Raw genomic sequence first — 25,498 nt, 5'->3', positions numbered from 1 at the left:
CGGGCCCGACGGTGGGCGCGGGGACCCGGCCGGCCGGGCTACCGCGCTGGTGACCGCCGCGCGACCAGCACGGTGTCCGGGGCCGGGTTGCCCGTCCGGACCGCGGCCTCCGGGCCCCGCTCCCGGGTCTCGGTGACGACGCCCTCCCACCCCGCCGGGTCCAGCACCGCCGCGACGTCCTCCGCGCGGTGGAGGACGTCCGGGTCGTGGGCGTGGTGGTGTCCGTGCCCCTCCGCCTCGCCCAGCAGGTGGCCGACCACCAGCAGGGTGCCGCCCGGTGCGACGGCGGCCGCCAGCCGCCGGAACACGCCCGCGCGGTCCGACCAGCGCGCGTGCAGGTAGTGGGCCGTCACCAGGTCGAAGCGCCCCTCGGCGGGCACCCACCGGTCCAGGTCGGCGTGCACCCACTCGACCCGGTCCGCCAGGCCCCGCGCACGCGCAGCCGCCGCCGCCCGCTCGAGCGCGACCGGCGAGAAGTCCACCGCCGTCACCCGCCAGCCGCGCTCGGCCAGCCAGAGGGCGTCGCCTCCCTCGCCGCAGCCGGCGTCCAGCGCCCTGCCGGGCGGCAGCTCGGCCGCCTCCGTCACGAGCTGCCGGTTGGCGCGGCCGCTCCACACCGCCGGCGTGGACCGGTACAGCTCGTCATAGGACTCGCGGTCCGTGGCGCCCAGACCGCCGCGCCCCGCCACCGCCCCACCGTCACATCGCTCGTCCACGTCGGCCACTGTCGGCCCCGGGGGACCGCGATGGCAAGGACACTTGCCCGAGTGGCAAACTCACGGAGGTGACCGATGACGACGTCGTGCAGAACGTGGGCCCCCGGCTGCGTGCGCTGCGCGGCGAGCGGCAGCGCACGCTGGCCGAGGTCGCCCAGGACACCGGCATCTCCATCAGCACGCTCTCGCGGCTGGAGTCCGGTGGGCGGCGGCCGACCCTCGAGCTGCTGCTGCCGCTGGCCCGCACGTACGGCGTGGCCCTCGACGACCTGGTCGACACCGCGGCCCCGGCCGACCCGAGGGTGCACGGCCACCCGATCGACCTGGACGGGATGACGATGGTCCCGCTGACCCGGCAGTCCGGCAGCGGGCTGCAGGCCTACAAGCAGCTGTTCCCGCCGCGGTGGCGGGTCGGCAACAGCGAGCAGAAGGTCCACGAGGGCTACGAGTGGCTCTACGTCCTCTCCGGGCGGATCCGGCTGCTGCTCGGCCCGCGCGACTTCGTCCTCGGCCCCGGCGAGGTGGTCGAGTTCGACACCCGGGTGCCGCACGCCTTCTCCAACCCGTTCCCCGAGCCGGCGGAGACCCTGATCCTCGTGGGCCCGCAGGGCGAGCGGATGCACGTGCGCGCCCGCCCCGCCGGCGGCTGACCCGCCCAGTGACGGTCTCGGGCACCGACCGGGACACTGTCCGGATGCCGACGTCCCAGGTCAGCCCGAGCTGGCTGCGCGCGTGGAGCGTCCACGCCCTGGTCGTCCTGGGGATGACGACCCTCTCGGTGTTCGCCCTGCTGACCGCGGACGGCGTGCCGATCGGGCTCGGGGTCCTCCTCCTCCCCCTCCTGTTGGTGGGACTGCCCTGGTCCTGGCCGGCACTCACCGCGACTGTCTGGCTCGACCAACTGCCCATCGCCCTGTGGTGGGTGGCGCTGTTCGGTCCGGCGGTGCTCAACGTGGTCCTGCACGGCGCCCTGCTGGTCGCGGTGGCGACGCTGCGCCGGCGGCGCGGCCGTCCGCGACAGCACTGAGCCGTCGACACCCGAGGTGGCTACACGCGCGCGGGTCGCCGGCTCGCCGCGCCGAACTCGGGTCCGGGGCCGCCCGCCGCTGACGGTGGCGGTCGCCGGGCCTGCCTAGGCTGACCGTCGTGGCCGACCGCGTGATGACCGTGCACCTCGGCCGCCCGTCGGTCCGCGCCGCCGAGCCCCGCGACGTGCCGCGGGTGGCCGCCACGCTCACCCTGGTGCAGGCCACCTCCCGCTGGGCCCGCTGGGCGCTGCCGGACGACGGCCGGGTGCAGCGCCTGACCCGGCTGGCCGAGCTCGACGCCGGGCACCGCGCGGTGTCCACCGGCAGCGGGTGGGTCACCGAGGACGTCACCGCCGTCGCCGCCTGGGTGCCCCCGGACGGCGCCCCCGGCACCCGGCCCCTGCCGCAGGACGTGCGCACCGCACTGGAGCGGGAGCTGCCGCACGTGCACGGGACGCGCTGGGACGCCGTCCGCCGCACCCGGGACCTGGTCGACGCCGCCCGCCCGGCCGGCCCGCACTGGTGGCTGGCGCACCTGGGCACCCGGCCCAGCAGCCGGCGTCTCGGCTACGGCACCGCGCTGCTGCAGCCGGCGCTGGCGCACTGCGACACGACCGGGCTGCCCGCCGCCGCGGTGGTGTCCACGTGGGCGGCGATGCGGTTCCTGCGGCGGGTGGGCTTCGAGGTCGACCGGGAGCTGCCGTCGGCGGACGGCGCGCTGCCGCAGTGGCTGCTGGTGCGCCCGCCGGCGTCCTGACGGCGGACCGCTCGGTCCCCGTCCGGGCGGGCGCACTGGTTGACTGCCGGGATGGTGTCGCCACTCCCCGAGCCGGACCCGATCATCGACCCGACCGAGCCGGTGCCGGACGACCCGGGCGAGCTGCTCCCCGACGCCCCGGAGCCGCTGCCCCCCGCGCCGGTCGAGCCGACCCCCGACGACCCCGGAGGTGACCCCGGCGGCGTGCCCGAGCCGGCCTGACCGTCCAGCCGCCCGCGCCAGCGCGGACCCCTGCGGCGGGGCGTCAGTCCCAGGTGCGGCGCTGCTTCTTCAGCTCGCCCCGCTGCTTCTTGGCCTGGATCCGCCGCTCCTGCGACCCCCGCGTCGGGCGGGTGCGCCGCCGCGAGGCCGGCGGTGGGGCCAGCGCCGCGCGCAGCACCGCGGCCAGCCGCTCCCGGGCGGCCTGCCGGTTGCGCAGCTGCTGGCGGTGCTCGCTGGCGGTCACGGTCAGCACGCCGTCCACCAGCCGGCTGGCCAGCCGCTCGGCCAGCCGCTGCCGCTGGGGGTCGGAGAGCCCCGGCAGCGCGAGCGGCGCGACCGACAGCTCGACCCGCGAGTCCGCGGTGTTCACCCCCTGCCCGCCGGGACCCGACGAGCGGGAGAACCGCCAGCCCAGCGCCGCCGCGGGCACGACCAGGGACCCGGTGACCGGCAGGTCCCCGCTGGCGTCGTCGACGGTCGGCACCCGGCCAGTGTCGCCGAGGGAGCTCAGGCGGCGGCCGGCACCGGGTCGGTGCCCCCGGCCGCGCCGGGCCGGCAGCGGACCAGGCGGCGCACGGTCAACCAGCTGCCGCGGCGCGCGCCGTGCTCCTGCAGCGCCGCCACGGCGTAGGTCGAGCAGGTCGGCGAGTACCGGCAGGACGGCGGGCGCCGCGGGCTGACCTCCCGCTGGTAGACCCGGACGGCCGCGACCAGCCGGTCCCGCAGCCGGGTACCGCGCGCGCCGGTGCCGGCGCCGTGCACGTGGCGCACCGTCGTCGGCACGAGGAACAGCCCGTCCACGCTGCAGCCGACGGCGTTGGCCAGGCAGCACCCGGTGTTGAGGAACAGCAGGTCGCGCAGGCAGGAGCCGTCGCGGTCGTGCCGGCGCGGCCGGTACCCGTAGCCGGGGCCGTAGCGGCGGCCGTAGCCGTAGCCGGGCCCGTACCGCGGTCCGCGGCGCCGGCGCCGCGGGTTCCAGCCGCTGCTCCATGTGAAGACCACGACCGGATCCTCCGCGCCGGCCGCGCGCGCCGCAGGGCGGGGGCGAGCACGATCGGGTCCGTGCCGGACGTCCCCCTCGCCACCGCGCTGGCCGCCGGCCCGCTGCTGCTCGACGGCGGCCTGGCCACCGAGCTGGAGGCGCAGGGGCACGACCTGTCCTCCGCGCTGTGGTCGGCCCGGCTGCTGCACGAGGACCCGGAGGCGGTCGTGGCCGCGCACGCCGCCTTCGCCGCCGCGGGCGCCCAGGTGGCCACGACGGCCAGCTACCAGGTGTCGGTGGGGCGGCTGGGCGCCGCGGAGGCCCGGCGGCTCACCGTCCGCTCGGTGCACCTGGCCGAGCGCGGGGCGCCGCAGGCGTGGGTCGCCGGGTCGGTCGGCCCCTACGGGGCGGCCCTGGCCGACGGGTCGGAGTACACCGGCGACTACGCCGACGAGGTGGGGGTGGCCGCGCTGCGGGAGTGGCACCGACCCCGGATGCAGTGGCTGGCCGAGGCCGGCGCCGACGTCCTGGCCTGCGAGACGGTGCCCGCGGCCGCCGAGGCCGAGGCGCTGCTCGAGGAGGCCGACGGCCTCGGCCTGCCGGTGTGGCTGTCGCTCACCACGGTCGTGGACGGCGACGGCGTGGTGCGCAGCCGCCGCGGCGAGCCCGCGGCCGAGGTGTTCGCCATGGCCCGCGGCGTGGAGGCGGTGCTCGCCGTCGGCGTCAACTGCACCGACCCCGCCGGGGTGCCCGCCGCCGTGGCCGCGGCCGCGGCGGCGGGCAAGCCGGTGGTCGCCTACCCCAACAGCGGCGAGCGCTGGGACGCCGCCGGACGCCGCTGGACCGGCACCCCCGGCCTGTCCCCGGACGCGGCACGCCGGTGGCTGGACGCCGGCGTGCGTGGCCTCGGCGGCTGTTGCCGGGTGGGCCCGGCGTCGATCGCCGCGCTGGCCGACGCGCTCACGTGACCGATCCGCCGGCCACCCGCGCGTCGTGGTGCCCGACCTCGCGCCGCAGCACGAGGTCGGGCACCACGGGACGACGGTCTCCGGCCGGGCGACGGTCTCCGGACGTCAGAGGATGGGCTTGCCGCCAGTGACCGCGACCCGGGCGCCGGAGACGTAGGACGCCTCGTCGCCGGCCAGCATCACGTACACCGGCGCGAGCTCGGCCGGCTGCGCGGCCCGGCCCATCGGCACCTGCTCCCCGAAGCTCGCCACCTGCTCCTCGGGCATGGTCGCCGGGATCAGCGGCGTCCACACCGGGCCGGGGGCGACGCTGTTGGCCCGGATGCCCTTGTCGACCAGCATCTGGGCCAGGGACGCGGTGAAGTTGGCGATGCCGGCCTTGGTCATCGCGTAGGCGATGAGGTTCGGGCGCGGGCTGTCGGAGTTGACCGACGACGAGTTGATGATCGACGCGCCGGGCGGCATGTGCGGCACGGCGTCCTTGCACAGGGTGAACATCGCCGAGAGGTTCAGCGCCAGCGTGTGGTCCCACTCCTCGTCGGAGACCTCCTCGATGGAGTCGTGGCTCATCTGGAACGCGGCGTTGTTGACCAGGACGTCGACCCGACCGAACTCCTCGACCGCCCGGGGGACCACGGTCTTGGCGTGCGCGCGGTCGGCCAGGTCGCCGGGCACCAGCACGCACCGGCGGCCGGCCTCCTCGACGTACCGGGCGGTGTCCTCCGCGTCCTCGTGCTCGTTGAGGTAGGAGATGAGGACGTCGGCGCCCTCCCGAGCGAACGCGATCGCGACCGCCCGGCCGATGCCGCTGTCGCCGCCGGTGATGACCGCGGCCTTGCCGGCCAGGCGGCCGGAGCCGTGGTAGGTCTCCTCGCCGTGGTCGGGCTTGGGGTCCATCTGCGCCAGGGTGCCGGGGACGTCCTGCTGCTGGGCGGGCTGGGACTCGGGGCGGGGCTCGGACACGGGTCCTCCTGCGGGTGCGGGTGCGGCGTGGCGGTGCGCCTCGGCTCGGCGGCGCGCTCGCCCTACCCCCGCCGCCGGGCGCGGAACCCGGGCGTCCGCCGGGAAGAGCCGGCCCGTCGGGCACGCTGTCCCCCACGATGACCACCCCGACGACCGCCGCACCCCTGCTCGACGACCCGCGCGACCTCTCCGCCCTGCGCGCGGCCGGCGCCGACCCCGACGAGCTGTTCAGCACCTTCGCCGCGTGGGCGGAGGGGAACGGCACGGTGCTCTACCCGCACCAGGAGGAGGCGCTGATCGAGCTGGTCAGCGGCGCCCACGTCGTCCTGTCCACCCCGACCGGCTCGGGCAAGTCGCTGGTGGCCACCGGCGCCCAGTACGCCGCCCTGGCGCAGGGACGGCGCAGCTGGTACACCGCGCCGATCAAGGCGCTGGTCAGCGAGAAGTTCTTCGCCCTGTGCGGGGTGTTCGGCGCGGAGAACGTCGGCATGCTCACCGGCGACGCGGCGGTCAACCGGGACGCCCCGGTGATCGCCTGCACCGCCGAGGTACTGGCCAACGTCGCGCTGCGCGAGGGCGCGGACGCCGACGTCGGCCTGGTGGTCATGGACGAGTTCCACTTCTACGGCGACCCCGACCGCGGCTGGGCCTGGCAGGTGCCGCTGCTGGAGCTGCCCCGCGCGCAGTTCCTGCTGATGAGCGCCACGCTCGGCGACACCGGCTGGCTGCGCGAGGACCTCACCCGCCGCACCGGCCGGCCCACCGCGCTGGTGGCCTCCGCAGATCGCCCGGTGCCGCTGCACCACTGGTACGCGACCACGCCGGTGCACGAGACCATCCAGGAGCTGCTGGACACCCGGCAGGCGCCGGTCTACGTCGTGCACTTCACCCAGGCCGCGGCGCTGGAGCGGGCGCAGGCCCTGATGAGCGTCAACGTGTGCACCAGGGAGGAGAAGGCCGCGATCGCCGACCTGATCGGCGGCTTCCGGTTCACCACCTCCTTCGGCACGACGCTGTCGCGGCTGGTCCGCCACGGCATCGGCGTGCACCACGCCGGGATGCTGCCCAAGTACCGGCGGCTGGTGGAGCAGCTGGCCCAGGCCGGGCTGCTCAAGGTCATCTGCGGCACCGACACCCTCGGCGTCGGCATCAACGTGCCGATCCGCACCGTGCTGTTCTCCGCGCTGTCCAAGTACGACGGCACCCGCACCCGGCTGCTGTCCGCCCGCGAGTTCCACCAGATCGCCGGGCGGGCCGGGCGCGCCGGCTACGACACCGCCGGCACCGTCGTCGTGCAGGCGCCGGAGCACGAGGTGGAGAACCTCAAGCAGTTCGCCAAGGTCGCCGACGACCCGAAGAAGCGCCGCAAGCTGGTGCGCCGCAAGGCGCCCGAGGGCATGGTGCCGTGGTCGGAGGCCACCATGCGGCGGCTGGTGGACGCCGATCCCGAGCCGCTGACCAGCCACTTCCGGGTGTCGACGGCGATGCTGCTCGACGTGGTCGACCGCCCCGGCGACCCGTTCGTCGCGATGCGCCGGCTCCTGACGGACAACCACGAGCCCCGGAAGCGGCAGCTGCGGCACGTCCGCGAGGCGATCGGCATCGCCCGCTCGCTGCTGCAGGCCGGCGTGCTCGAACGCCTCCCCGAACCCGAGCCGGACGGGCGCCGCTACGACCTCAAGATCGACCTGCCGCCGGACTTCGCGCTCAACCAGCCGCTGTCGACCTTCGCGCTGGCCGCCATCGACCTGCTCGACCCCGACTCCGACACGTACGCCCTGGACGTGGTGTCGGTGATCGAGGCGACCCTCGACGACCCGCGGCAGATCCTGGCCGCACAGCTGAACAAGGCCCGGGGCGAGGCCGTGGCGCAGATGAAGGCCGAGGGCATCGAGTACGAGGAGCGCATGGAGCTGCTCGAGGAGATCACTCACCCGAAGCCGCTGGCCGAGCTGCTGGAGCACGCGTTCGAGGTCTACACCCGGTCCAACCCGTGGGCCCGGGACGCGCACCTGTCGCCGAAGTCCGTCGTCCGGGACGTGTGGGAGAACGCCTACACCTTCCGCGAGCTGGTGCACGCCTACGGCCTGACCCGCGCGGAGGGGGCGGTGCTGCGCTACCTCTCCGACGCCTACAAGGCGCTGCGCTCCGGCGTCCCGGCGTCCGCGCGCACCGAGGAGGTCACCGACCTCGTCGAGTGGCTCGGCGAGCTCGTCCGCCAGGTCGACTCCAGCCTGCTCGACGAGTGGGAGCAGCTGACCAGCGCCGACCAGCCCCTGGACGCCCCGGTCGCCGTGCCGGTGCGCCCCCGGCCGCTCACCGGCAACGAGCGCGCGTTCACCGCGATGGTCCGCAACCAGCTGTTCCGTCGGGTGGACCTGTGGGCCCGCCGTCGCTGGTACGACCTCGGCGAGCTCGACCGCGGCTCCGGGTGGGACGCCGACCGCTGGGGCGAGGTCGTGCAGGCCTACTTCGCCGAGCACGACGAGGTGGGCACCGGCGCCGACGCCCGCGGGCCCGCGCTGCTCCTCTGGGACCGGGACGAGCCGGGCGTCTGGCGGGTGCGGCAGATCGTCGACGACCCCGCGGGCCACCACGACTGGGGGTTCGACGTCGAGGTCGACCTCGAGGCCTCCGACGACGAGGGTGCGGTGGTGCTGCGCCTGGTGGAGGCCGGCCGCCGCGACTGAGGGAGGACCTGTCCACCCCGGGCGGGTGGCGCAACTCCCGGTGCCCCCTGTGCCGGGCGCGGCCTCGCGCCGATGCCCTCGGTGCGACGGGTGCACCGCCCGCCGGCGGCGACGGGGGACGGCATGGGCTGGGTACGGGCGGGGACGTCGAGACGGTGGTCGCGACCGGCCCGCACGGACGACGTGGTGGAGCAGACCCGGTCGCTGTTCTTCCTGTGCTCGCTGGCCTCCCTGCCGCTGACCGTCCCGGTGGCCGTGGCCGGCGAGGGGCGGCAGCCGCTGCTGGCGCTGGCCGCCGCCGCGGTCCTGGTGTGCTCGTGGACCCGCCGTCACCGCTCGCGCCGCGCGCCGGTGGTCCTCGACGCGGTCGACGTGCTCGCGGTCACCGCCTTCGCCACCGCGGCCAGCGTGCCGGCCGTCGTCTTCGGGATCATCTTCACGTCGCTGTGGTACCGGGCCGTCTACGGCGGCGCCGCGCAGTGGACGGCGTACTGCGCGGGGGTGGTCCTGTCCCCGGTCGCGGCCGTCCTGCTGTGGCCGCACCTGCCCGGTCGCGAGGACGCCGCCATCGACGCCGGGGGCACCCTCGGCGCGCTGCCGGTGATCGTGCTGAGCATGGTCGTCGCCCGGCACCTGGCCTCCGGTCAGGTCGCCCGCGAGCGCGCCCGGCGGCGGGATGCAGCACTCACCGCCCTGAGCACCCGGCTGCTCGGCCTGACCGACCGGGACCGGATCGTCGAGCTCGGCTGGGCCGCGGCGGCCGCCCTGTGCGCGGCGACGCCCGGGTTGCGCGTCCTGGTCGTCGTCGGGGACGGCGACCGGTGGCGGGTCACCGGCTCGGCCGGGGCGTTCCACCGCGTGCCGGCGACCCTGCCGGGCTGACCCCGGCAGGCCGCCGGACGCCCCCGGTCCGGTCGTCGACCGGGAGACCGTCGCCGCCCTGGACGCCGCGGCGGGCGCCCGCGGGGACTGGGTGGCGCTGCCGGTCCCCGGCACGACCGGCGCGGTCGTGGTCGTCGGTGCCCCGGCCGGCGAGCTGGCCGAGGTGGTGACCGCCGTCCGCTCCACGGTCAACCAGGTCGCCCTCGCCCTGGAGGTGAGCGCGGCGCACCGGGACCTGGAACGGCGCGCCCGCACCGACCCGCTCACCGGACTGGCCAACAGCGCGGCCTTCCGCACGGCCCTGGACGGGCAGCTGCGCGACGGCGACCCCGGCTGGCTGCTGCTGGTCGACCTCGACGACTTCAAGGCGGTCAACGACCGGCTCGGCCACCTGGCCGGCGACCAGCTGCTGACCCGGCTCGCCGGGCGGCTGGCCGGCGTGGTCCGGGCCGGCGACCTGTGCGCCCGGCTGGGCGGTGACGAGTTCGCCGTCCTGCTGCGCGGCGCCGGCGAGGAGCAGGCCCGGACCGTCGGGCAGCGCGTCGTCGACCTGGTGTCCCGGCCGGTGCGGTTGGAGGAGGGCACGGCGCGCGTCGGGGCGAGCGTGGGGCTGACCGCCGTGCGCTCCGGCGACGCGGCCCGCGACGTCGTCCGCCGGGCCGACGGGGCCATGTACGCGGCCAAGCACGCGGGGAAGGACCGGGTGGAGGTCGACACGACGGCCCCACAGCCGCCCGGCCGGGGGCTGGTCACCACCTGAGCGGTCCGCCCGGGGGGCGGCCGGGCCCGGGAGGGCGGCGTGACACGCTGGGCGCGATGAGGGCATGACCGGGCTGGAGATGGCCGCCGTCGCCGCGGCGGGGCTGGCCGCCGGAGCCATTAACGCCGTCGTCGGCTCGGGCACGCTGGTGACCTTCCCCGTGCTGCTCGCCGTCGGCCTGCCGCCGGTGACCGCGACGATCAGCAACTCCCTGGGCCTGGTGCCGGGCAACCTGGCCGGGTCGCTGGGCTACCGCCGCGAGCTGGCCGGCCAGCGGGGGCTGCTGCTGCGGCTGCTGCCGGCCTCGGTGCTCGGCGCGCTGACCGGCGCCTTCCTGCTGCTGACCCTGCCGGCGAGCAGCTTCGAGGCGATCGTCCCGACCCTGGTCGGGCTGGCCGTCGTCCTGGTCGCCGTCCAGCCGCTGGTGCAGCGCCTCCTGGCCCGGCGGCGGCCGGCCGACGCCCCGCCGGTGCGGATCGGCGGGGCCCGGCTGGCCGCGCTGTTCGCCGGCGCCTACGCCACCGGCAGCTACGGCGGCTACTTCGCGGCCAGCCAGGGCGTGCTGCAGATCGGCGTGTTCGGGCTGCTGATGCGGGAGTCCCTGCAGCGGCTCAACGCGATCAAGAACGTGCTCACCCTCGCCGTGAACGGCGTCGCCGCCGCGGCCTACGTCGTCGTGGCCACCGACCGGGTCGACTGGCTGGCCGCGACGCTGGTCGCGGCCGGGTCCCTGGTGGGCGGGTACGCCGGCGCCCGCGTCGGCCGCCGGCTGCACCCCACCGTGCTGCGGGTGGCGATCGTCGTGCTCGGCTGCGTGGCCATCGCGGTGCTCCTGGCCCGCTGACCCGTCCTCGGACGAGCCCGTGTCGAAGCCCGCCGCGCGGCGCGGCAAGCTTGACCCATGACCGGTGGTGCAGCAGAACGCTTCGACACGACCCTCGCCTCCTCCCCCGCCCACCTGGACGGGCCGGAGCTCCTGCCCTCGCGGCTGGCCCGCGCCTGCGCGCTGGCGCTGGCCGTGGACGGTGCCGGGCTGAGCCTGCACGTGGGCGTGCTGCGGACACCGGTCGGTGCCAGCGACCCGGAGACCGCGCACGCCGAGCGCCTGCAGTTCACCGTCGGGGACGGTCCCTGCCTGCGCGCGCAGGACACCGGCTCGACGATCGTCTTCTCCATGGAGGACATCGCCCGGAACTGGCCGCAGCTGTGGGGGTCGCTGCTGGAGGAGACGCCGTTCCGCGGCGTGCTGTCGGTGCCGCTGCCCGCGCCGATGGGACCGCTGGTGGTGCTGGACCTGTACGCGCGCGACCCCCGCACACTGGCCGCGCTGGACCGCGACGACGTCCAGGCCGTGGCGCGGGCGACCGCCGAGGAGCTGTCGGTCAGCGTGACCGGGTCGGAGTTCCCCGACGACGGCAGCAACTGGCTCGACGGGCCGGACGCGCGCCGGCGGGCCAACGTGTGGCAGGCCATGGGGCTGGTCGGCATCGCCTTCCGCCTCGACGCCGCCGACGCGATCGCCACGATGCGCGCCTCGGCGATCAGCTCGGCGCGGGTGGTGGACGACGTCGCCGAGGACATCCTCGTCGGCCGGCTCGTGCCGGCCGACCTCAAGGCCGCCCCGTCCCCGGACGACGACGCCGGGTGACGGTGCTGCAGTCCGCCTCCCTCGTGCTGGCCGGGGTCGGCGCGGGGCTGGTCGGCAGCGTGGCGGGACTGGCCTCGCTGGTGAGCTACCCGGCGCTGCTGGCCACCGGCCTGCCGCCGGTCGCGGCCAACGTGACCAACACCGTGGCGCTGGTGCTGGGCGGGGTGGGTTCGGCCAGCGCGTCCGGGCCGGAGCTGCGCCACCAGGGGCGGCGGCTGCTGTGGCTGTCCGCCGGTGGGGTGCTGGGCGGCGCGGCGGGCGCGGCGCTGCTGCTGCTCACCCCGTCGGGGGCCTTCGAGCGGATCGTGCCGTGGCTGATCGCGGCCGCCTCGCTGGCGCTGCTGGTGCAGCGCCCCCCGCGGGAGCTGGCCGAGTTCGGTGCCGCGGCGCACGCCGGCCACCGGGACCCGTGGTGGCTGCCGGTGGTCACCTTGGCCGTGGCCGTGTACGGCGGCTACTTCGGTGCCGCGGCCGGCGTGCTGCTGCTGGCGGTCTACCTGCTGTCCACCGGCGAGGGCCTGGCGCGGGGCAACGCCATGCGCACCGTGGTGCTGCTGGCGGCGAACCTGACCGCCGCGGTCGCCTTCGTGCTGCTCACCCCGGTGGCCTGGTCGGCGGCGCTGCCGCTGGCCGTCGGCCTGTTCGCCGGGGGGCGGCTGGGCCCGCGGGTGGTGCGCCGCGCGCCGCAGACCGCGCTGCGCCGGCTGATCGCCGTCGCCGGGCTCGGCCTGGCCGTGCACCTGGGCGTGCAGGCCCACGGCTGAGCGCCGGCCGGGGCGTGCCCCGGCCGAACTCAGGCGACGTAGGCGGCCAGGAAGAGCACGAACGAGCTGGCCAGCAGCAGCAGCCGGGCCGGGGTGAGGCCGTTGATCAGGTTGGCCGTCGCCTCCACCCAGGCCGGCCGGATGCCGGCCTCCCGCGCGCCCCGGCGCACCAGGCGCACCTCGTCGGCCAGCAGGGCCCCGGCGGCCCCGAGCATGCCGAGCCCGACGGTGAGGAACACCAGCGCCAGGCGCTCGCGGAAGTCGTCGGCCACCCCGCCGAGGAGCAGGGTGACGAGCAGGCCGGTGAGCAGCCCGGCCACCGCACCGGCGACGGGTGCCCACGGGCCCATCCGGGTCAGCGGGGACACCGTGCGCGGGCCCAGCCGGGGCCGGCGGACGACCGGACCGGTCGGGTCCGTCCCCTCCGGCACCGGGAGGCCACCGGGGGCCGGCCCGTCGGCCCGGGGCGGTGCGGGTGCGCTGCCGACCGGGATCGGCCCGGTCGCCGTCATCGGCGGCACGGGACCGGACGACGCCGCGGCGGCCGCGGGGGGCGGGGCGTCCGGCGGCACCGCAGCGGAGGGCGCCGGCCCGGACGGCGCCGCACCGGAGTGCACGGCACCCGACGGGGTCGCGCCGGACGGCGTGGCACCGGAGGGAGTGGCACCGGACGGGGTCGCCCCGGCCGGCGGGGCCGCGGGCAGGTCGGTGGTCACGGGGGACGGGGTGCGGGGTGCCTCGGACATCACCGTGCACGCTAGGGGGCGGAGCCGGTGGCCTCCTGCGTGGGTGGCGGTGTCGCGGACCCGCCGCGTCCGGGCCACGCGCCGACGGCGGTTCGCAACGGACGGCGACCGACCGGCTGACCTGCGTCCCGGGCACCGGCCGGTCCCCGGGGCCCGTGGCGACGTGCTGGAACCGGCCCCCTCGCAGGCGCCCGCCGTGAGCGGTCACGGCCTCCCTGCAGGGGCCCGCCGCGAGCTGGCGAGCGGTGGGGGGCAGGGAGGTCCTTCACGGGGGGCGAGGGGGTCCTCCTTCAGACCAGCCGGCGGCTGTCCGGCCCGACCACGCGCAGCCAGCGGTACCCGTAGCCGTCCAGGGTCAGCTCGGCCCGCCCGTCGTCGTCCACCGGGGTCCCGCCGGCCTCCAGCAGGTCGACCAGCCGGTGCCCGGCGTCGCACCCCTCGAGGGTCACCGGCACCGTGCGCGGCTCCGGGCCGAGGTTGTGCAGGGCGACCAGCGCGCCGTCGTCCCAGCTGCACAGGTGGGCCAGCACCTCCCGGTGCGGCTGGGCGAGCACGGCGAACCGGCCCCATCCGAGCTCCGGTGACTCCCGGCGTCGCCGGATGAGCAGCTTGACGAACGACAGCAGCGAGCCGGGGTCGTGCCGCTGGTCGGCGACGTTGACGAACTCCGGCGCGAACCCGCCGTCGACCACCGGCCCGGGCAGGGCGGCGGGGTCCTCGACGGGAGAGAAGCCGCCGTGCCGGCCGGCGGTCCACTGCATCGGCGTGCGGACGGCGAAGCGGCCCTCGGCGTCCAGGTCCTCCCCCATGCCGATCTCCTCGCCGTAGAACAGCACGGGGGTACCCGGCAGGCTGAACAGCAGGCTGTAGACCATGCGCACCCGACGCGGGTCGCCGGCCAGCATCGGCGGCAGCCGGCGGCGCAGGCCGCGGCCGTAGACCTGCATGCGCTCCTCGGGGCCGAACGCGGCGAACACCTCGGCGCGCTCGTCGTCGGTGAGCTTGTCCAGCGTCAGCTCGTCGTGGTTGCGGACGAAGGTGGCCCACTGCGAGTCCGGGTTCAGCGCAGGGCGGCCCTCCAGCGCGGTGACCAGCGGCCCGGCGTCGGCCCGCGCCATCGCCAGGTAGAGCGCCTGCATGCCGACGAAGTCGAACTGCATGGTCAGCTCGTCGCCGTCGGTGCCGCCGAAGAAGTCCAGCTGCTGGTCGTAGGGCAGGTTGACCTCCCCGAGCAGGACGCCGTCCCCGGTGCGCCGGCCGACCACCGAGCGCAGGGCGCGCAGGTAGGCGTGCGGGTCCGGGAGGGCACCGCCGTCGGCGCCGGCGGTCTCCAGGAAGAACGGGACGGCGTCGACGCGGAAGCCGGACAGGCCCAGCTGGAGCCAGAAGCCCATGATCTTGGCGATCTCGTCCCGGACCCGCGGGTTGGTCACGTCGAGGTCGGGCTGCTCCTTGTAGAACCGGTGCAGGTACCACTCCCCCGTCGGCTCCGACAGCGTCCAGGTGCTGTCCTCCTGGTCGGGGAAGACGACCTGGTCGGAGGTGTCCGGCGGCGGGTCGGACCGCCAGACGTAGAAGTCGCGGAACGGGGAGTCCTTGGACTCCTCGGCCGAGCGGAACCAGGGGTGCTGCCGCGAGGTGTGGTTGACCACCAGGTCGGCGATGACCCGCATGCCGCGGTCGTTGGCGGTGCGGATGACCTCGACCAGGTCGCCGTGGGTGCCCAGCCGCGGGTTGACGCCGTAGAAGTCGGTGATGTCGTAGCCGTCGTCGCGCTCGGCGGTCGGGTAGAAGGGCATCAGCCACAGGCAGGTGACGCCGAGGTCGGCCAGGTGGTCGATGCGCTGGGCCAGCCCGACGAGGTCGCCGCACCCGTCGCCGTCCCAGTCCAGGTAGGTCTCGACGTCCAGGCAGTAGACGACGGCGTTCTTCCACCACAGGTCGGCCGTGTCGGTGATCCGCATCCGTCGTCCCTACCGCATCCCGGGCCCGTCCAGCAGCTGGAACAGCAGGTGGTCCTGCCACCGCCCGGCGATGCACAGGTAGCCCGGGGCCACGCCGATCGGGGTGAACCCGTTCCTGCGCAGCACCGTCTGCGAGGCGGCGTTGTGCAGCAGGGTGCCGGCCTGCAGCCGGTGCAGGCCGGCGTCGCCGAAGGCCCAGCGGGCGGTCGCGGCGACCGCAGCGGTGGCGACGCCGCGGCCGGTGACGTGGTGGGAGACCCAGTAGCCGAGGTCGCCGGAGCGGAACGCCCCGCGGACGACGTTGTTGACGGTGACCTGCCCGACCACCTCGCCGTCCAGGAGGACGACCCCGGGCAGGACGCCACCGAGCTCGTACAGGTCCAGCAGCCGGTCGGTGTTCACCCGCTGCCCCTGCTCGGTCCAGTACTCGGGTGCACGCACCGGGTCCCAGGGGGCGAGGTGGTCGCGGTTGGCGACCAGCAGGGCGGTCAGCGGGGCGACGTCGCCGGGAGCGACGAGGCGGACGGTGACGCCCGCGCTCACGGGAGGACGGCGGGCTGCGGCCGCTGGTCGGGACGGGGCGGCGGCGTCTCCCCGGGCGGGTCGAGGGCCACCGCCGGTGCGGGGCGGGTGACGCCCAGCTGCGGCAGCACGTGCTCCCCGAAGGCGTCGAGGAAGGGCCGCTGCTCCTTGCCGACGTGGTGCAGGTAGATCTCCTCGAACCCCAGGTCGGCGTACTCCGCCAGCCAGGCCGCGTGCTGCCCGAGGTCGGAGCTGACCCGCACCGCGCCCTCGACGGCCTCCTGCGGCACGTGCTGGCTGGCCTGCTCGAAGGCCTCGGGGCCGTCGATGTCCCAGCACAGCGGCGGCGGGAAGGTGTTGGTGTGCCACTGCTCGTAGGCGATGGCCGCCGCCCGGTCCGGGTCGGGGTCCCAGCACAGGTGCACCTGCAGGGCCAGCCGGCCGCGGCCACCGGCGGCGCGGTAGGCGCCGGTCAGCTCGCGCAGCCGGTCGTGCGGCTGGTTGATGGTGATGAAGCCGTCGGCCCAGTCGGCGTGCCGCCGCGCCGTGGGCACGCTCATCACCGGCCCGATGAGGGCCGGCTGCTGCTCGGGCAGCGACCAGATCCGCGCCCGCTCGACGTCGACCAGTCCGCGGTGGGTGACCTCCTCGCCGGCCAGCAGGGCGCGGATGACGTCGACGCACTCGCGCAGCCGGGCGTCCCGGATGCGCTTGGGCGGCCAGGGGTCCGCGGTGATCCGCTCGTTCATCACCTGGCCGCTGCCCAGCGCCATCCAGAAGCGCCCGGGGAACATCGCCGCCAGGGTCGCAGCGCCCTGGGCGATGACCGCCGGGTGGTAGCGCTGCCCCGGGGCGTTGACCACGCCGAAGGGCAGGCTCGTGGTGGCCAGCGCGGCGCCCAGCCAGGACCAGGCGAAGCCGGAGTGCCCCTGGGCGTGGTTCCAGGGCGCGAAGTGGTCGGAGCACATCGCCGCGGTGAAGCCCACCTCCTCGGCGTGCTGCACGGCCCGCAGGAGGTCGGCGGGGTGCACCTGCTCGTGCGAGTTGTGGAACCCGATCACCGTCATGGCCGGGCCCCTACCCCGCCGCCGCGCCCGCTACCTGCGGCGACCACGTCCGGGCCGCGCATGGGTCCCCGAGTCGCCCGCACGGCGAGCCGGTCGGTGACCCTGCGCGGTACACCACGAGACCGTCGTCGCTGTCGGAGTGCGTGGCCAGTGACGGATCATGCGCCCATGACCGACGACTCACGGGCACCCGACCTGGTGGGGCTCCACCCGGACGAGGCCGCCCGGCGCTGCTGGGAGCGGGGGCTGGAGCCCGACGTCGAGAACTCTGACCTGGTGTCGTCGTACTGGGGCCACGGACAGCCGTGGTGCGTGGCAGAGCAGGTGCCAGGACCCGGCCAACGGATGTCGTCGCCCACGATCACGATCCGTGTGAGCTTGCGCGATCGACCGGACACTGTGGGCATTCAGCAGCCCCGCCGCTCCTGACCGACCGACCGCCCTTCGCAGGAGCCGCTGAACGGTCCCTGAACGACCAACTCGAGAACACTCCGACTCGCGGCATCACATCGGTCGTCACCAACGCCGCCCGCCCCTGGCTCGGATGACGTACCCGATCCCCGAGCCGAGACCGATGAAGCACTGAACTCCCGCGAGCCACCGCCCCCTGGAGTCATCTGCGAGGAGCCACTGCGCGACGGCAAGAGCCGCCAGCGTCAGCCAGATGACGGCGATGGCGTAGAACCAGCGATTAGACCTCAAGCGCACTTCAGGTGCGTCGGCATGCCGCGAACCCGCACCCGACGTGTCCATGCCCAGACCATGGGGAGGGCGCGGCTCGCAGTCCCTCTCACCGTGTCCCCGCCACCCGGTGAAGCGACATGGTCCAGTAGAAGCTGTTCGAGGCCGCCACCACGGCGAGCCGGTTCGTGTCCCTGAGCGGCCCATTTGGGGACACGAGACTCAGCCGCCCGGCGACCGCGTTGTCGCGCCTTTCGAGTGGTTCTCGCGAGACCATGCCGCCACGGCGGCCAGCCCGTTCTACGGTCCTGCCGAAGCTGTCGATGTGCCGTTGGGTGGAGCCATGCCGCGTACGCCGAGGGTGGGGCGCTTTGGGATGTCTGTCGGGACGGCGCTCCTCCTATGGGCGACCTTCGCGGTCATGGTGGCGCTGACTCCGCCAGATGCGGGCGCGAACATCGGCGCGGGAATGGTGGGGTTGGTCGCGGATGCCGTGACCATCGCGGCCGCCCTACACATCGTCCTGTCCGCTAGGTCCGCCGCGGCTCGGCTCACCGGTGCGCTGACGGTCCTGCTGGTGGTCCTGTGGGTCGTCCTGTCCATCAGCGATGCGCTGGGAAGGACAGGTCTCATTGCCTTCGGCGCAAGTGCCATCGCCTGTCTAGTTGTTGCCGGACTGCTGGCCGGTCGCGAAGAGGGCAAGTCCGCCAGCGGCGCGCGTTGACCAGCGTCCGCCCAACCGGGATGTGTCCCCAAGCGGCCCACTACGGGACACATGGACAACGCTTTCAAGCGTGTGCGCCCTCGTTATCGTGGCCGCATGAGCGACGAGGCGTTGCTGGTCGCGCTCCTGTGGCCACTCGCCCGCGGCAGTGCTCGGGAAACGGGGGCTTGGTGGGGTCTCCGGTTGGTCGGTCCAGAGCGCATCGAGCGACTGCCTCACGACGGACGACGACGAGGCCTGCGTGACCTACGCGGCCGCCGCTGGCGCGGTCTCGTTCGGGACAGCGAGGCCGACGTTGTCCGTGACCTGGAGGAGTTGGGTTGGACGCTCATCGAGCGGCGGCCTCCCGGCGATCACGTGGCCGTCTTGGTCTTCTCCAAGCCCGACGCCGAGACGAAGGCGGACCAGTGGGTTCCGAATCGGCCCGCCAGCCCCATCCCGCGGCTGGCGAAGCGGCTGATCGTGCGGAGGCTGGAAAGCCAGAAGGCCGCCCCTTCAGGGACCTGGCCGCATGGCCCATAGCGGCCCATTGAGGGCGACGCCGCAGGTTCCTGCTTTAACGAGGCGCACCTCTGCGCGTCGAGCGAGAAGTGTCGGAAGTCCGCCCTAGCTTGACTGCGTGATCACATCAAACCCGTTCGGTGTCGGAGCCGGCGGCGAGAGCCGCTCGCGGCGGGCTGGTCGCTGTGCTTGATGCGGGTTGGCCTACGAGTACGAATGGTGGCCGGGTTCCCCCGCGCAGCGGAACTGCGCGGACTGTCTCGAACATGATTGCATTTCCGCCGGGACCGAGGACTCACAAACGCTGGCGCTGCTTCGGGACCACGAGCCCCGAATCAGGAAGTACGCCGACCACGCGGCGAAACGTGCAACGGAGTACGAGACCCAGGCCAAGAAGGCGAAGGCAGACGGGGCGAGGCAGGCCGCAGTACGCTCAGTCAGCGCGACCTGTACCGGCAGTTGTTAGCTGAGGTCTACAGCCTCCACAGCGAGGCACGTGGCCAGTGCAAGGCATGCAGATCCAGGTATCCCTGCTCAACCGTGAAGGTGCTGGAGAACGGACCGCGAGGAGCTGGCGATGCCATCATCTGGGCCGCGTCACGGCGAGATAGCGTCACCGACCCCGGCTGGGACTGACGGACGGCGAACTCGTCAGCTGTCTCGGAGCAACCCACTTGAGGAGACTTTTCAACAGCACGAACGCGGCCTCGGGCACTGCGTCGACGGCCGCCCAGCTGGCCCCAATCTTTCGCCACGACGGTTCAGCGTGTCGTCCGCTGCCTCTATTGCTGTGTGCGCCCGCTCAGAACTGCCATTCATCGCGGAAGTCGGGATGACCGATGTAAGGCCTGGCCAGGACGCGCAGCACCCACCTGAGCTGCTCGAGCTCGACGTCGACACTTGGGGCGTCGGGTCCTTCTTCGTCCAGGTAATCGTCTCTGAGGTACTGATAGTGCTCGACAATCGTTCGCTTCGCCTCGCAGTCGCTGAGCACCCGTGCCGGCTCCCAACGCACTATGTGCTCACCGTCCTGCGGGAGGATCGTGGCACCGTAGCGGCCGTTGTAGCCACCAGGGTCGACCACGTTGTGTGAGGGCCCGAAGATGCCGTCACCCGAGGAATCAGGCACGAAGCTCCAGGGTCCCGATTGTGCGGCGACGGCGATTGCCTCGTCTTCAGCGATGCGCAGTAATAAGAACTCGTCCAACGACGATGGTTTGGCGGCCTCATCAGCAAGGCGTGCGCGCTCGGCAGCTGCTAGTTCACGGGCGAGCGCCTCACTGCGCTCGTTGAGGGCCGCGATCTGCTGTTGCAGCAGCTGGATCTGCACTTCGTGCTCGCTCGCCACAAGGTCATCCTGCCGCCTCACTGACTGCCGGTGTCTTCTGGCTGCATCTGGCCCCTTCAAGACGATCATGTTCGGACGGCGACTGCGCCTGAAGCGGCCCGCAGTAGCGGGCGCTTCCGAGCTCCGCCGTTCTCTCTGAGCAGCGTCCTCAAGCGGCCCACTTAGGGACACCCGTCGCGACCCTGGTCGGTCCGGAGTCGATTGCATGGTGGTGGTTTGCTCGCCCCAGGAGCCATAGACTCATCACGCAGATTCCGCTTTCCTTCGGCGGCTACTGGCGAATCCTTCGCGCAGCCGCGAATCCGAACGCGATAGTTGCGAGAGTGCCGAGCGCAATGTACCACCAGTCTAGGTCCAGGAGGAACGCCGCGAACAGTAAAAGGATTCCTACACATGCACCAATCAATAGTCCTCTCACGCTATGTGAATACACGGGCACCAGCTGATCGTTGGACGTTCACTGTGACCTCACTTGCCCTCCTTCTTAGCCCTCATGGTCCGCTTGAGCAGGAGCCCCACACTTAGCCCTACTGCTAGACCGAATACCCCGGTGAACGACGCGACCACACGGGCGCCCAAGGGTATCCCGGTTACCAACCACGAACCGATTGCGATCGCCAAACCCAGGATGCCGGCTGCCCACATGGCAACATAGCGCGCCTTCAAGGAAGGGTAGTTCGGATCCTCACGAGCAAGGTCCGCCTTCATCCTCTGAAACCAAGCGGGAGGCATGTTCAGCTCCGTCTGCGTATGAGCGGATTGAGTCGGATTAAAGCGGCGCCCACGACGCCCAGCACCAGCCCCAGCAGGGCTGCTGCGACCAAGAACACGACCGCAAACACTCGCCGACGGCGACGGTTCGCCACGAACCTGCCGACGCCTCCGGCCGCTCTTGGCGGCGAAGGTCGCTCGCGCTCCATGTCCGCACCCTCTCCAGTCGCACTGGCAATCGCCACAGGACCAGGAAGAAGCCAGCCTCACGAGTGATCCGGCCCTTGCCTGCTGTCCCTAAGGCCGCCTTCAGGGATGGGTGCTGTCCTGAGCCGGTGGGCCGGCTCTAGAACGGTGGTGGGTCGTCGGTGGGATCGAGTGCCTGTGGGGGTGCGCCGGGTGGGCGGGTGAGGACGCGGGCGGTGGTGAGCTGCATGCCCGGCGGACGGGTGGTGCGCTGGACGCCGCTGGGTGCGGTGACGGTGAGGACGCCGTCGGCGGTCATCGCGTAGGTCCAGCCGGGGGCGTGGGTCTTGAGCCGGTGGTGGCGCCGGCACAGGCAGCACAGGTTGGCGCAGTCGGTGGGGCCGTCGTCGGCGTGCGGGAGGACGTGGTCGACGTCGGCCCAGCCGGCGCGGTTGTCGCAGCCAGGGTGGCGGCAGGTGCGATCGCGGGTGGTGACCAGCCGCCGCTGGGCGTCGGTCGGGCGGTAGGCGCTGGTGGCGGCCGGCCGGTCGATCACCGCGCAGCCGCAGTCCGCACCGGGATGGTCGCGGCAGCCTCGGGCCGCCTGTCGCAGCTCGTGGAGGGTGGCCACCGCCGCGAGGGCGCCGTCGTCGGTGAAGGACACGGTGAGGCTGCCGCCGGGTGGGGTGCGCAGGCCGATGGCGTCGAGGTCGGCCAGCAGGTCGCGCACGTGGGCGGCGGTGATCGGGGTGCCAGCCACCGCCCCGGTCGGCTCGGCCACGCTGCCCGGTGGTTGGAAGGCACGCGGCAGCGGTGCGCCGGAGTCGAGGAACCGCTGGGGGGTGAGCGCGGCCAGCGGCACCTGGACGTCCAGGTGGACGGTCACCGGGTCCGGTGCGGCCCAGGGGCGCAGGATGAGGTCGGCAACGATGCCGGAGCGCAGCAGGCCGATGGGCCGGTCGTCCCCGGCCCGCTTGGCCTGCCAGGCCAGACCGTCGATCCGGGCCTGGCAGGCGGCCGCGGTCTCGTCGGCCATCCCGGCGACCAGCTCGCTGACCCCGTCGCCGAGTGGGCGGCGGCGCACGGTGACCGCCCGGTGCGCCTGGTCGCGTCGCCGGTCCGACGCGGCGGCGTCGCGGGCGGCCAGTTCGTCGCGCACACGGGCCTTGAGCATCCGGATCGACAGCGACGCGGCGACCGGGAGCACGGCGGCCTCGACCGCGGACACGATCGCGGGGTCCGTGCCGGTCACGGGCGCGCCGAGTTCGGCGGCCAGGGTGCGGGCGCGGGGCCAGTCCAGCCGGCCGCCGGCCAGCTCGGCCAGGGTGGCGGGCAGCGACCCGGTGAGGGTGAGTGCCTGCTCGGTGAGCGTGGTGGCGGTGGCCCGCCCGCAGTTCAGCGTCATGGCCAGCTCGTCGGGGAAGAACTCGCTCACCCCGTCGAGCACCCCTGAGCCGGCCGCCACGCCGCCGCCCACCGGCCGGTCACCGGTGTCCGTGGCGGCCGTCGCGGCACCGGGCCAGCAGGGCCGCTGATCCCAGGACACGGGCCGATCGGCAGCGAAGGCGGCCACCAGCTCGGCCTTGTATGCGGCCAACTGGGACTCCAACGCCTGCACCCGCTGCAGCTCGGCGGCCTTCTCCGCCGCCGTGCGGGCGTACACCGGCGGCAGCTCGCCCAGCGGCGGGGCACCAGTCGGTGACGGACCGGTGGGCAGCGTCAGGTCGGCCACCGTCAGGCCGACACCGAGACCACCACCCGGGAACATGCCCACAACCTAGGTGGGGGGTCTGACACTTTCCCGCCTCTGACCAGCGAAGATGAGAGTTGTCGTCGGGTGGGCGACCTGCGCGGACGGCAGTCGATCATGAGGTCGGCGCAGCCGACACACGCGGACCCAGCCGTACGCGGGCACCCGGAGCCCGTGCTGATCGCGCCGGCGCGCGGCCGGTGGCGACGTCAGGCCGGGGCGACGGTGCCGGTGCCCTCGGTGGCCGTGCCGGCCCGGTCGAGCAGCAGCAGCTCGGCGTCGGTGTGCTCCAGGGGTGCAGCGAACAGGTAGCCCTGCGCGAGGGCGACCCGCCCGTCGCGCAGCCGGCTGCGCTGACGCTCCTGCTCGATGCCCTCGGCGACGATCTCCAGGTCGAGGGTGTGCCCGAGGTCGATCAGCCCGCGCAGGATGGCCGGCATCGTCTCGGCGTCGTCGATGGTGCTCACGAAGGAACGGTCGATCTTGAGGATGTCGACGGCGAACTGGCGCAGGTGCGACAGCGAGGAGTAGCCGGTGCCGAAGTCGTCGAGGGCCACCCGCACGCCCAGGCCGCGGAGTTCGTGCAGCCGCTCGGCGGCCAGCGCCGGGTCGCGCACCAGCACCGACTCGGTCAGCTCCAGGACCAGTGCCGACGCCGGCAGCCCGCTGGCGGACAGCGCCGTCCGGACGTCGTCGAGCAGGCCCGGCGAGCCGAGCTGGGACGGCGAGACGTTGACCGCCATCGACAGGTCGGCCGCGGCGGGGTGGTCGCGGCGCCAGGCGGCCGCGGACGCGCACGCGCGGGCGATGACCCACCGGCCGATGTCGGGGACCAGCCCGATCTCCTCCGCGACCGGCAGGAACCGCTCCGGCAGCACGACGCCGAGGACCGGGTGGTGCCAGCGCAGCAGCGCCTCGAAGCCGGTGACCCGCTCGGTGCGCAGGTCCACGACCGGTTGGTAGACCAGCCGGAACTGGTCGGCGGCCAGCGCCACCCACAGGTCGGCCTCCAGCTGCCGGCGCTCCGCGGCGGCCGAGCGCATCTGCGGGTTGAACACCACGAAGCGGCCACGGCCGGCGCCCTTGGCCCAGTACATGGCGGCGTCGGCGTCGCGCAGCAGGGAGGAGGCCGTGGCCGTCACGTCCCCGGTGGCGATGCCGATGCTGGCCGAGACGGTGACCCGCTGCCCGCCCAACTCGACCGGCACGGCGAGCGCGGCCAGCACTCGCTCGGCGATGCGGATGGCCTCCTCGACGCCCGGTGAGCGCTCCACGAGGATGGCGAACTCGTCGCCGCCGAGCCGGGCGAGGGTGTCCTCGGTGCGGACGGCGGACTGCAGCAGCCCGCCCACCTCGCGGATGAGCCGGTCCCCCGAGGCGTGCCCGAGGCTGTCGTTGACGGCCTTGAAGCCGTCGAGGTCGAGGAAGACGACCGCCACCTCGCCGCCGCTGCGGGCGGTGCGGCGCAGCGCGAGCTCCAGCCGGTCGGTGAACAGCGCCCGGTTGGCCAGCCCGGTGAGCACGTCGGAGAAGGCGAGCGTGGCGAGGTCGGCCTCGGTGCGCCGCACCCGGCGGGCGGCGCACGCGGCGGCGACGGCGGCCGCGGTGCCGCTGAGCAGCACCTCCACGAGCAGCTGCTCGCGGTCGCCGGCCGCGAGGTGGGGCACGGCCAGGTGGGCGGCGACGAGCACCGCCGCCAGGACCGCGGAGAGCCCCGCGATCCACAGGCCGCGGGCCGCGGGCCCTGCCGGTGCGTCGTCCACTGCTGGCCTTCCGTCGGAGAGCACGTCCCCGTCGGTCTCGGCGGCTCCGGTCGGCCGCTTGAGCCGCGCCGCGCGGGCCCCACCCGCAGGGGTGACCCCCCCGCTCGTCAGCACGCCGACGACGGTGCACCCTCCGGCCGGTGGAGGGTCAACCGATCATCCGCCGAGCAGCGGCTCGTACACCTCCTGCGTGCGGTCGAGGACCTCCTGCAGCTCGTCGGCGCCGCGGAACTCCCCGGTGATGTACTCCTCCCCGACCTGCTGGACGACGGCCGGGTCGTCGTGGGCGGTGCGCAGCGCGTCCTCCAGCACGGTGACCACCTCCTCGGGCAGGCCCGCCGGGCCGGCCAGCCCGAAGGTGGACCCGGACAGGGTGAGCTCGGGGAACCCGGCCTCGGCCAGCGTGGGCGTGTCCGGCAGCCAGGGCAGCCGCTCCTCGCTGGACACCGCCAGCGGCCGGAACTGCCCGGCGTCGATGTTCTCGGTGACGTCGGAGGAGGCGTTGATGAGGACGGCGTCGACGTTGCCGCCGAGCAGCGCCGTGGTCATCTCCGCGTTGCCGTCGAAGGGCACCGGGGTGACCTCGACGCCGTAGTCCCCCGCCAGCCGCTGCAGCTCGATGCCCTGCGGGGTGGAGGCGCCCGGTACGGCGACGGTGAGCTCGCCCGGCCGCTGCTCGGCGGCGGCCACGAAGTCCTCGACCGTGGCGAACTCGGAGTCCGCGCCGACCGCGAGCACCGACGGCACCTCGGACATGACCCCGATCGGCGTGATGTCGTCCTTGGTGTAGCCGACCTCGTTGGCCAGCGGGGTGAGCACCATCGTCCCGGCGGTCACCAGCGACAGGGTGTACCCGTCCGGCTCGGCCGCGATGAGCTCCTGGGTGGCGATGGCCCCCGACCCACCGGGCAGGTTCTCCACCACGACGGGCTGGCCCAGCTGCTCCTCCAGGGAGGCGCCGTAGGCGCGGGCGGTCAGGTCGGTCGGGCCGCCGGCGGCGTAGGGCACGAGCAGCCGGATCTCCCGGGTCGGGTAGTCGGCCGGGGCCGCGGCCGTCCCGCCGTCCCCACCACCGCCCTGTTCCGCGCAGGCGGTGAGCAGGCCGAGCACGGTGAGGACGGCGAGGGTGCGGGCGGGACGGGGCATCGGGACCTC

General features: G+C 74.3%; 25 protein-coding genes. 13 read left to right on the top strand and 12 right to left on the bottom strand.

What is annotated here, in order from left to right; translation table 11 throughout:
• Nucleotides 1-38: 38 nt before the first annotated feature.
• Nucleotides 39-716, bottom strand: a complete 678-nt coding sequence (locus RTG05_RS09810) for a class I SAM-dependent methyltransferase (protein WP_315912506.1) — start codon at nucleotides 714-716, stop codon at nucleotides 39-41.
• Between the two features lie 68 nt (nucleotides 717-784).
• Between RTG05_RS09810 and RTG05_RS09805 the strand changes: the two genes are divergently transcribed.
• The 4 genes from RTG05_RS09805 to RTG05_RS09790 all read left to right on the top strand — a co-directional run bounded on the left by RTG05_RS09805 (nucleotide 785) and on the right by RTG05_RS09790 (nucleotide 2,723).
• The gene (locus RTG05_RS09805) at nucleotides 785-1,366 is read left to right on the top strand and encodes a helix-turn-helix domain-containing protein (RefSeq protein ID WP_166528478.1); all 582 of its coding nucleotides are present in this window, start codon (nucleotides 785-787) and stop codon (nucleotides 1,364-1,366) included.
• 44 nt (nucleotides 1,367-1,410) lie between these two features.
• Nucleotides 1,411-1,743, top strand: a complete 333-nt coding sequence (locus RTG05_RS09800) for a hypothetical protein (protein WP_166528477.1) — start codon at nucleotides 1,411-1,413, stop codon at nucleotides 1,741-1,743.
• Nucleotides 1,744-1,862: 119 nt separating this feature from the next.
• A complete protein-coding gene (locus tag RTG05_RS09795; RefSeq protein ID WP_315912505.1) occupies nucleotides 1,863-2,501 on the top strand; it encodes a GNAT family N-acetyltransferase in 639 nt (212 codons plus the stop codon).
• A 51-nt stretch (nucleotides 2,502-2,552) separates the two neighbouring features.
• Complete coding sequence (locus RTG05_RS09790; RefSeq protein ID WP_166528476.1) at nucleotides 2,553-2,723, top strand: hypothetical protein; 171 nt, start codon at nucleotides 2,553-2,555, stop codon at nucleotides 2,721-2,723.
• Nucleotides 2,724-2,766: 43 nt separating this feature from the next.
• Here RTG05_RS09790 and arfB read toward each other — a convergent pair whose 3' ends face one another.
• Entirely contained in the window at nucleotides 2,767-3,207 is a 441-nt protein-coding gene (gene arfB / locus RTG05_RS09785) for an alternative ribosome rescue aminoacyl-tRNA hydrolase ArfB (RefSeq protein WP_166528475.1), read from the bottom strand.
• Between the two features lie 23 nt (nucleotides 3,208-3,230).
• Nucleotides 3,231-3,725, bottom strand: a complete 495-nt coding sequence (yidD, locus tag RTG05_RS09780; RefSeq protein WP_208104882.1) for a membrane protein insertion efficiency factor YidD — start codon at nucleotides 3,723-3,725, stop codon at nucleotides 3,231-3,233.
• A 60-nt stretch (nucleotides 3,726-3,785) separates the two neighbouring features.
• Here yidD and mmuM point away from each other — a divergent pair, with 60 nt between their 5' ends.
• On the top strand, nucleotides 3,786-4,673 hold the full coding sequence (gene mmuM / locus RTG05_RS09775) for a homocysteine S-methyltransferase (RefSeq protein ID WP_166528474.1): 888 nt from the start codon (nucleotides 3,786-3,788) through the stop codon (nucleotides 4,671-4,673).
• Nucleotides 4,674-4,778: 105 nt separating this feature from the next.
• On the opposite strand, the gene RTG05_RS09770 is transcribed toward mmuM, so the two are convergent.
• Nucleotides 4,779-5,636 carry an SDR family oxidoreductase gene (locus RTG05_RS09770; RefSeq protein WP_315912504.1) on the bottom strand — a complete coding sequence of 286 codons (858 nt, stop codon included), beginning with the start codon at nucleotides 5,634-5,636 and terminating at the stop codon, nucleotides 4,779-4,781.
• 137 nt (nucleotides 5,637-5,773) lie between these two features.
• Between RTG05_RS09770 and RTG05_RS09765 the strand changes: the two genes are divergently transcribed.
• From RTG05_RS09765 to RTG05_RS09740, 6 genes are all read left to right on the top strand, one after another.
• Nucleotides 5,774-8,326, top strand: coding sequence for a DEAD/DEAH box helicase (locus RTG05_RS09765; RefSeq protein ID WP_166528473.1), 2,553 nt, complete (start codon nucleotides 5,774-5,776; stop codon nucleotides 8,324-8,326).
• Between the two features lie 186 nt (nucleotides 8,327-8,512).
• Nucleotides 8,513-9,208 carry a hypothetical protein gene (locus RTG05_RS09760; protein ID WP_166528472.1) on the top strand — a complete coding sequence of 232 codons (696 nt, stop codon included), beginning with the start codon at nucleotides 8,513-8,515 and terminating at the stop codon, nucleotides 9,206-9,208.
• Between the two features lie 91 nt (nucleotides 9,209-9,299).
• The gene (locus tag RTG05_RS09755) at nucleotides 9,300-9,968 is read left to right on the top strand and encodes a GGDEF domain-containing protein (protein WP_166528471.1); all 669 of its coding nucleotides are present in this window, start codon (nucleotides 9,300-9,302) and stop codon (nucleotides 9,966-9,968) included.
• A 64-nt stretch (nucleotides 9,969-10,032) separates the two neighbouring features.
• Nucleotides 10,033-10,812 (top strand): sulfite exporter TauE/SafE family protein, encoded by a 780-nt coding sequence (locus tag RTG05_RS09750; RefSeq protein ID WP_166528470.1) that lies wholly within the window; start codon nucleotides 10,033-10,035, stop codon nucleotides 10,810-10,812.
• Between the two features lie 57 nt (nucleotides 10,813-10,869).
• On the top strand, nucleotides 10,870-11,616 hold the full coding sequence (locus tag RTG05_RS09745) for a hypothetical protein (protein WP_166528469.1): 747 nt from the start codon (nucleotides 10,870-10,872) through the stop codon (nucleotides 11,614-11,616).
• A complete protein-coding gene (locus tag RTG05_RS09740) occupies nucleotides 11,613-12,380 on the top strand; it encodes a sulfite exporter TauE/SafE family protein (protein ID WP_166528468.1) in 768 nt (255 codons plus the stop codon). The genes RTG05_RS09745 and RTG05_RS09740 overlap by 4 nt, the downstream gene beginning before the upstream one ends.
• Nucleotides 12,381-12,409: 29 nt before the next feature.
• Here RTG05_RS09740 and RTG05_RS09735 read toward each other — a convergent pair whose 3' ends face one another.
• The 4 genes from RTG05_RS09735 to RTG05_RS09720 all read right to left on the bottom strand — a co-directional run bounded on the left by RTG05_RS09735 (nucleotide 12,410) and on the right by RTG05_RS09720 (nucleotide 16,679).
• Nucleotides 12,410-13,126 (bottom strand): hypothetical protein, encoded by a 717-nt coding sequence (locus tag RTG05_RS09735; RefSeq protein WP_315912503.1) that lies wholly within the window; start codon nucleotides 13,124-13,126, stop codon nucleotides 12,410-12,412.
• A 290-nt stretch (nucleotides 13,127-13,416) separates the two neighbouring features.
• Nucleotides 13,417-15,090, bottom strand: a complete 1,674-nt coding sequence (locus RTG05_RS09730; protein WP_166528466.1) for an alpha-amylase family protein — start codon at nucleotides 15,088-15,090, stop codon at nucleotides 13,417-13,419.
• Between the two features lie 9 nt (nucleotides 15,091-15,099).
• On the bottom strand, nucleotides 15,100-15,633 hold the full coding sequence (locus RTG05_RS09725; protein ID WP_166528465.1) for a GNAT family N-acetyltransferase: 534 nt from the start codon (nucleotides 15,631-15,633) through the stop codon (nucleotides 15,100-15,102).
• Complete coding sequence (locus tag RTG05_RS09720; RefSeq protein ID WP_166528464.1) at nucleotides 15,630-16,679, bottom strand: TIGR03885 family FMN-dependent LLM class oxidoreductase; 1,050 nt, start codon at nucleotides 16,677-16,679, stop codon at nucleotides 15,630-15,632. Before RTG05_RS09720 ends, RTG05_RS09725 begins: the two co-directional genes overlap by 4 nt.
• Before the next feature lie 1,102 nt (nucleotides 16,680-17,781).
• Between RTG05_RS09720 and RTG05_RS09715 the strand changes: the two genes are divergently transcribed.
• Both RTG05_RS09715 and RTG05_RS09710 read left to right on the top strand, forming a co-directional pair.
• A complete protein-coding gene (locus RTG05_RS09715) occupies nucleotides 17,782-18,084 on the top strand; it encodes a hypothetical protein (protein ID WP_166528463.1) in 303 nt (100 codons plus the stop codon).
• A 96-nt stretch (nucleotides 18,085-18,180) separates the two neighbouring features.
• Complete coding sequence (locus RTG05_RS09710) at nucleotides 18,181-18,606, top strand: hypothetical protein (RefSeq protein WP_166528462.1); 426 nt, start codon at nucleotides 18,181-18,183, stop codon at nucleotides 18,604-18,606.
• Nucleotides 18,607-19,387: 781 nt separating this feature from the next.
• Here the strand turns inward: RTG05_RS09710 and RTG05_RS09705 are convergent.
• From RTG05_RS09705 to RTG05_RS09690, 4 genes are all read right to left on the bottom strand, one after another.
• Nucleotides 19,388-19,933: a DUF6221 family protein gene (locus RTG05_RS09705; RefSeq protein WP_166528461.1), complete on the bottom strand. Its 546-nt coding sequence runs from the start codon at nucleotides 19,931-19,933 to the stop codon at nucleotides 19,388-19,390.
• A gap of 1,057 nt (nucleotides 19,934-20,990) precedes the next feature.
• On the bottom strand, nucleotides 20,991-22,598 hold the full coding sequence (locus tag RTG05_RS09700; RefSeq protein ID WP_166528460.1) for an HNH endonuclease signature motif containing protein: 1,608 nt from the start codon (nucleotides 22,596-22,598) through the stop codon (nucleotides 20,991-20,993).
• Between the two features lie 191 nt (nucleotides 22,599-22,789).
• Nucleotides 22,790-24,457 (bottom strand): putative bifunctional diguanylate cyclase/phosphodiesterase, encoded by a 1,668-nt coding sequence (locus RTG05_RS09695; RefSeq protein WP_166528459.1) that lies wholly within the window; start codon nucleotides 24,455-24,457, stop codon nucleotides 22,790-22,792.
• 42 nt (nucleotides 24,458-24,499) lie between these two features.
• A complete protein-coding gene (locus RTG05_RS09690; protein ID WP_166528458.1) occupies nucleotides 24,500-25,489 on the bottom strand; it encodes a tripartite tricarboxylate transporter substrate binding protein in 990 nt (329 codons plus the stop codon).
• Nucleotides 25,490-25,498: the final 9 nt, after the last annotated feature.

This window comes from Geodermatophilus sp. DSM 44513 (assembly GCF_032460525.1).
Classification (GTDB): Bacteria; Actinomycetota; Actinomycetes; order Mycobacteriales; family Geodermatophilaceae; genus Geodermatophilus.
The sequence above is the reverse complement of the archived record's forward strand: the minus strand, read 5'-3'. Positions and strand labels throughout refer to the sequence as shown.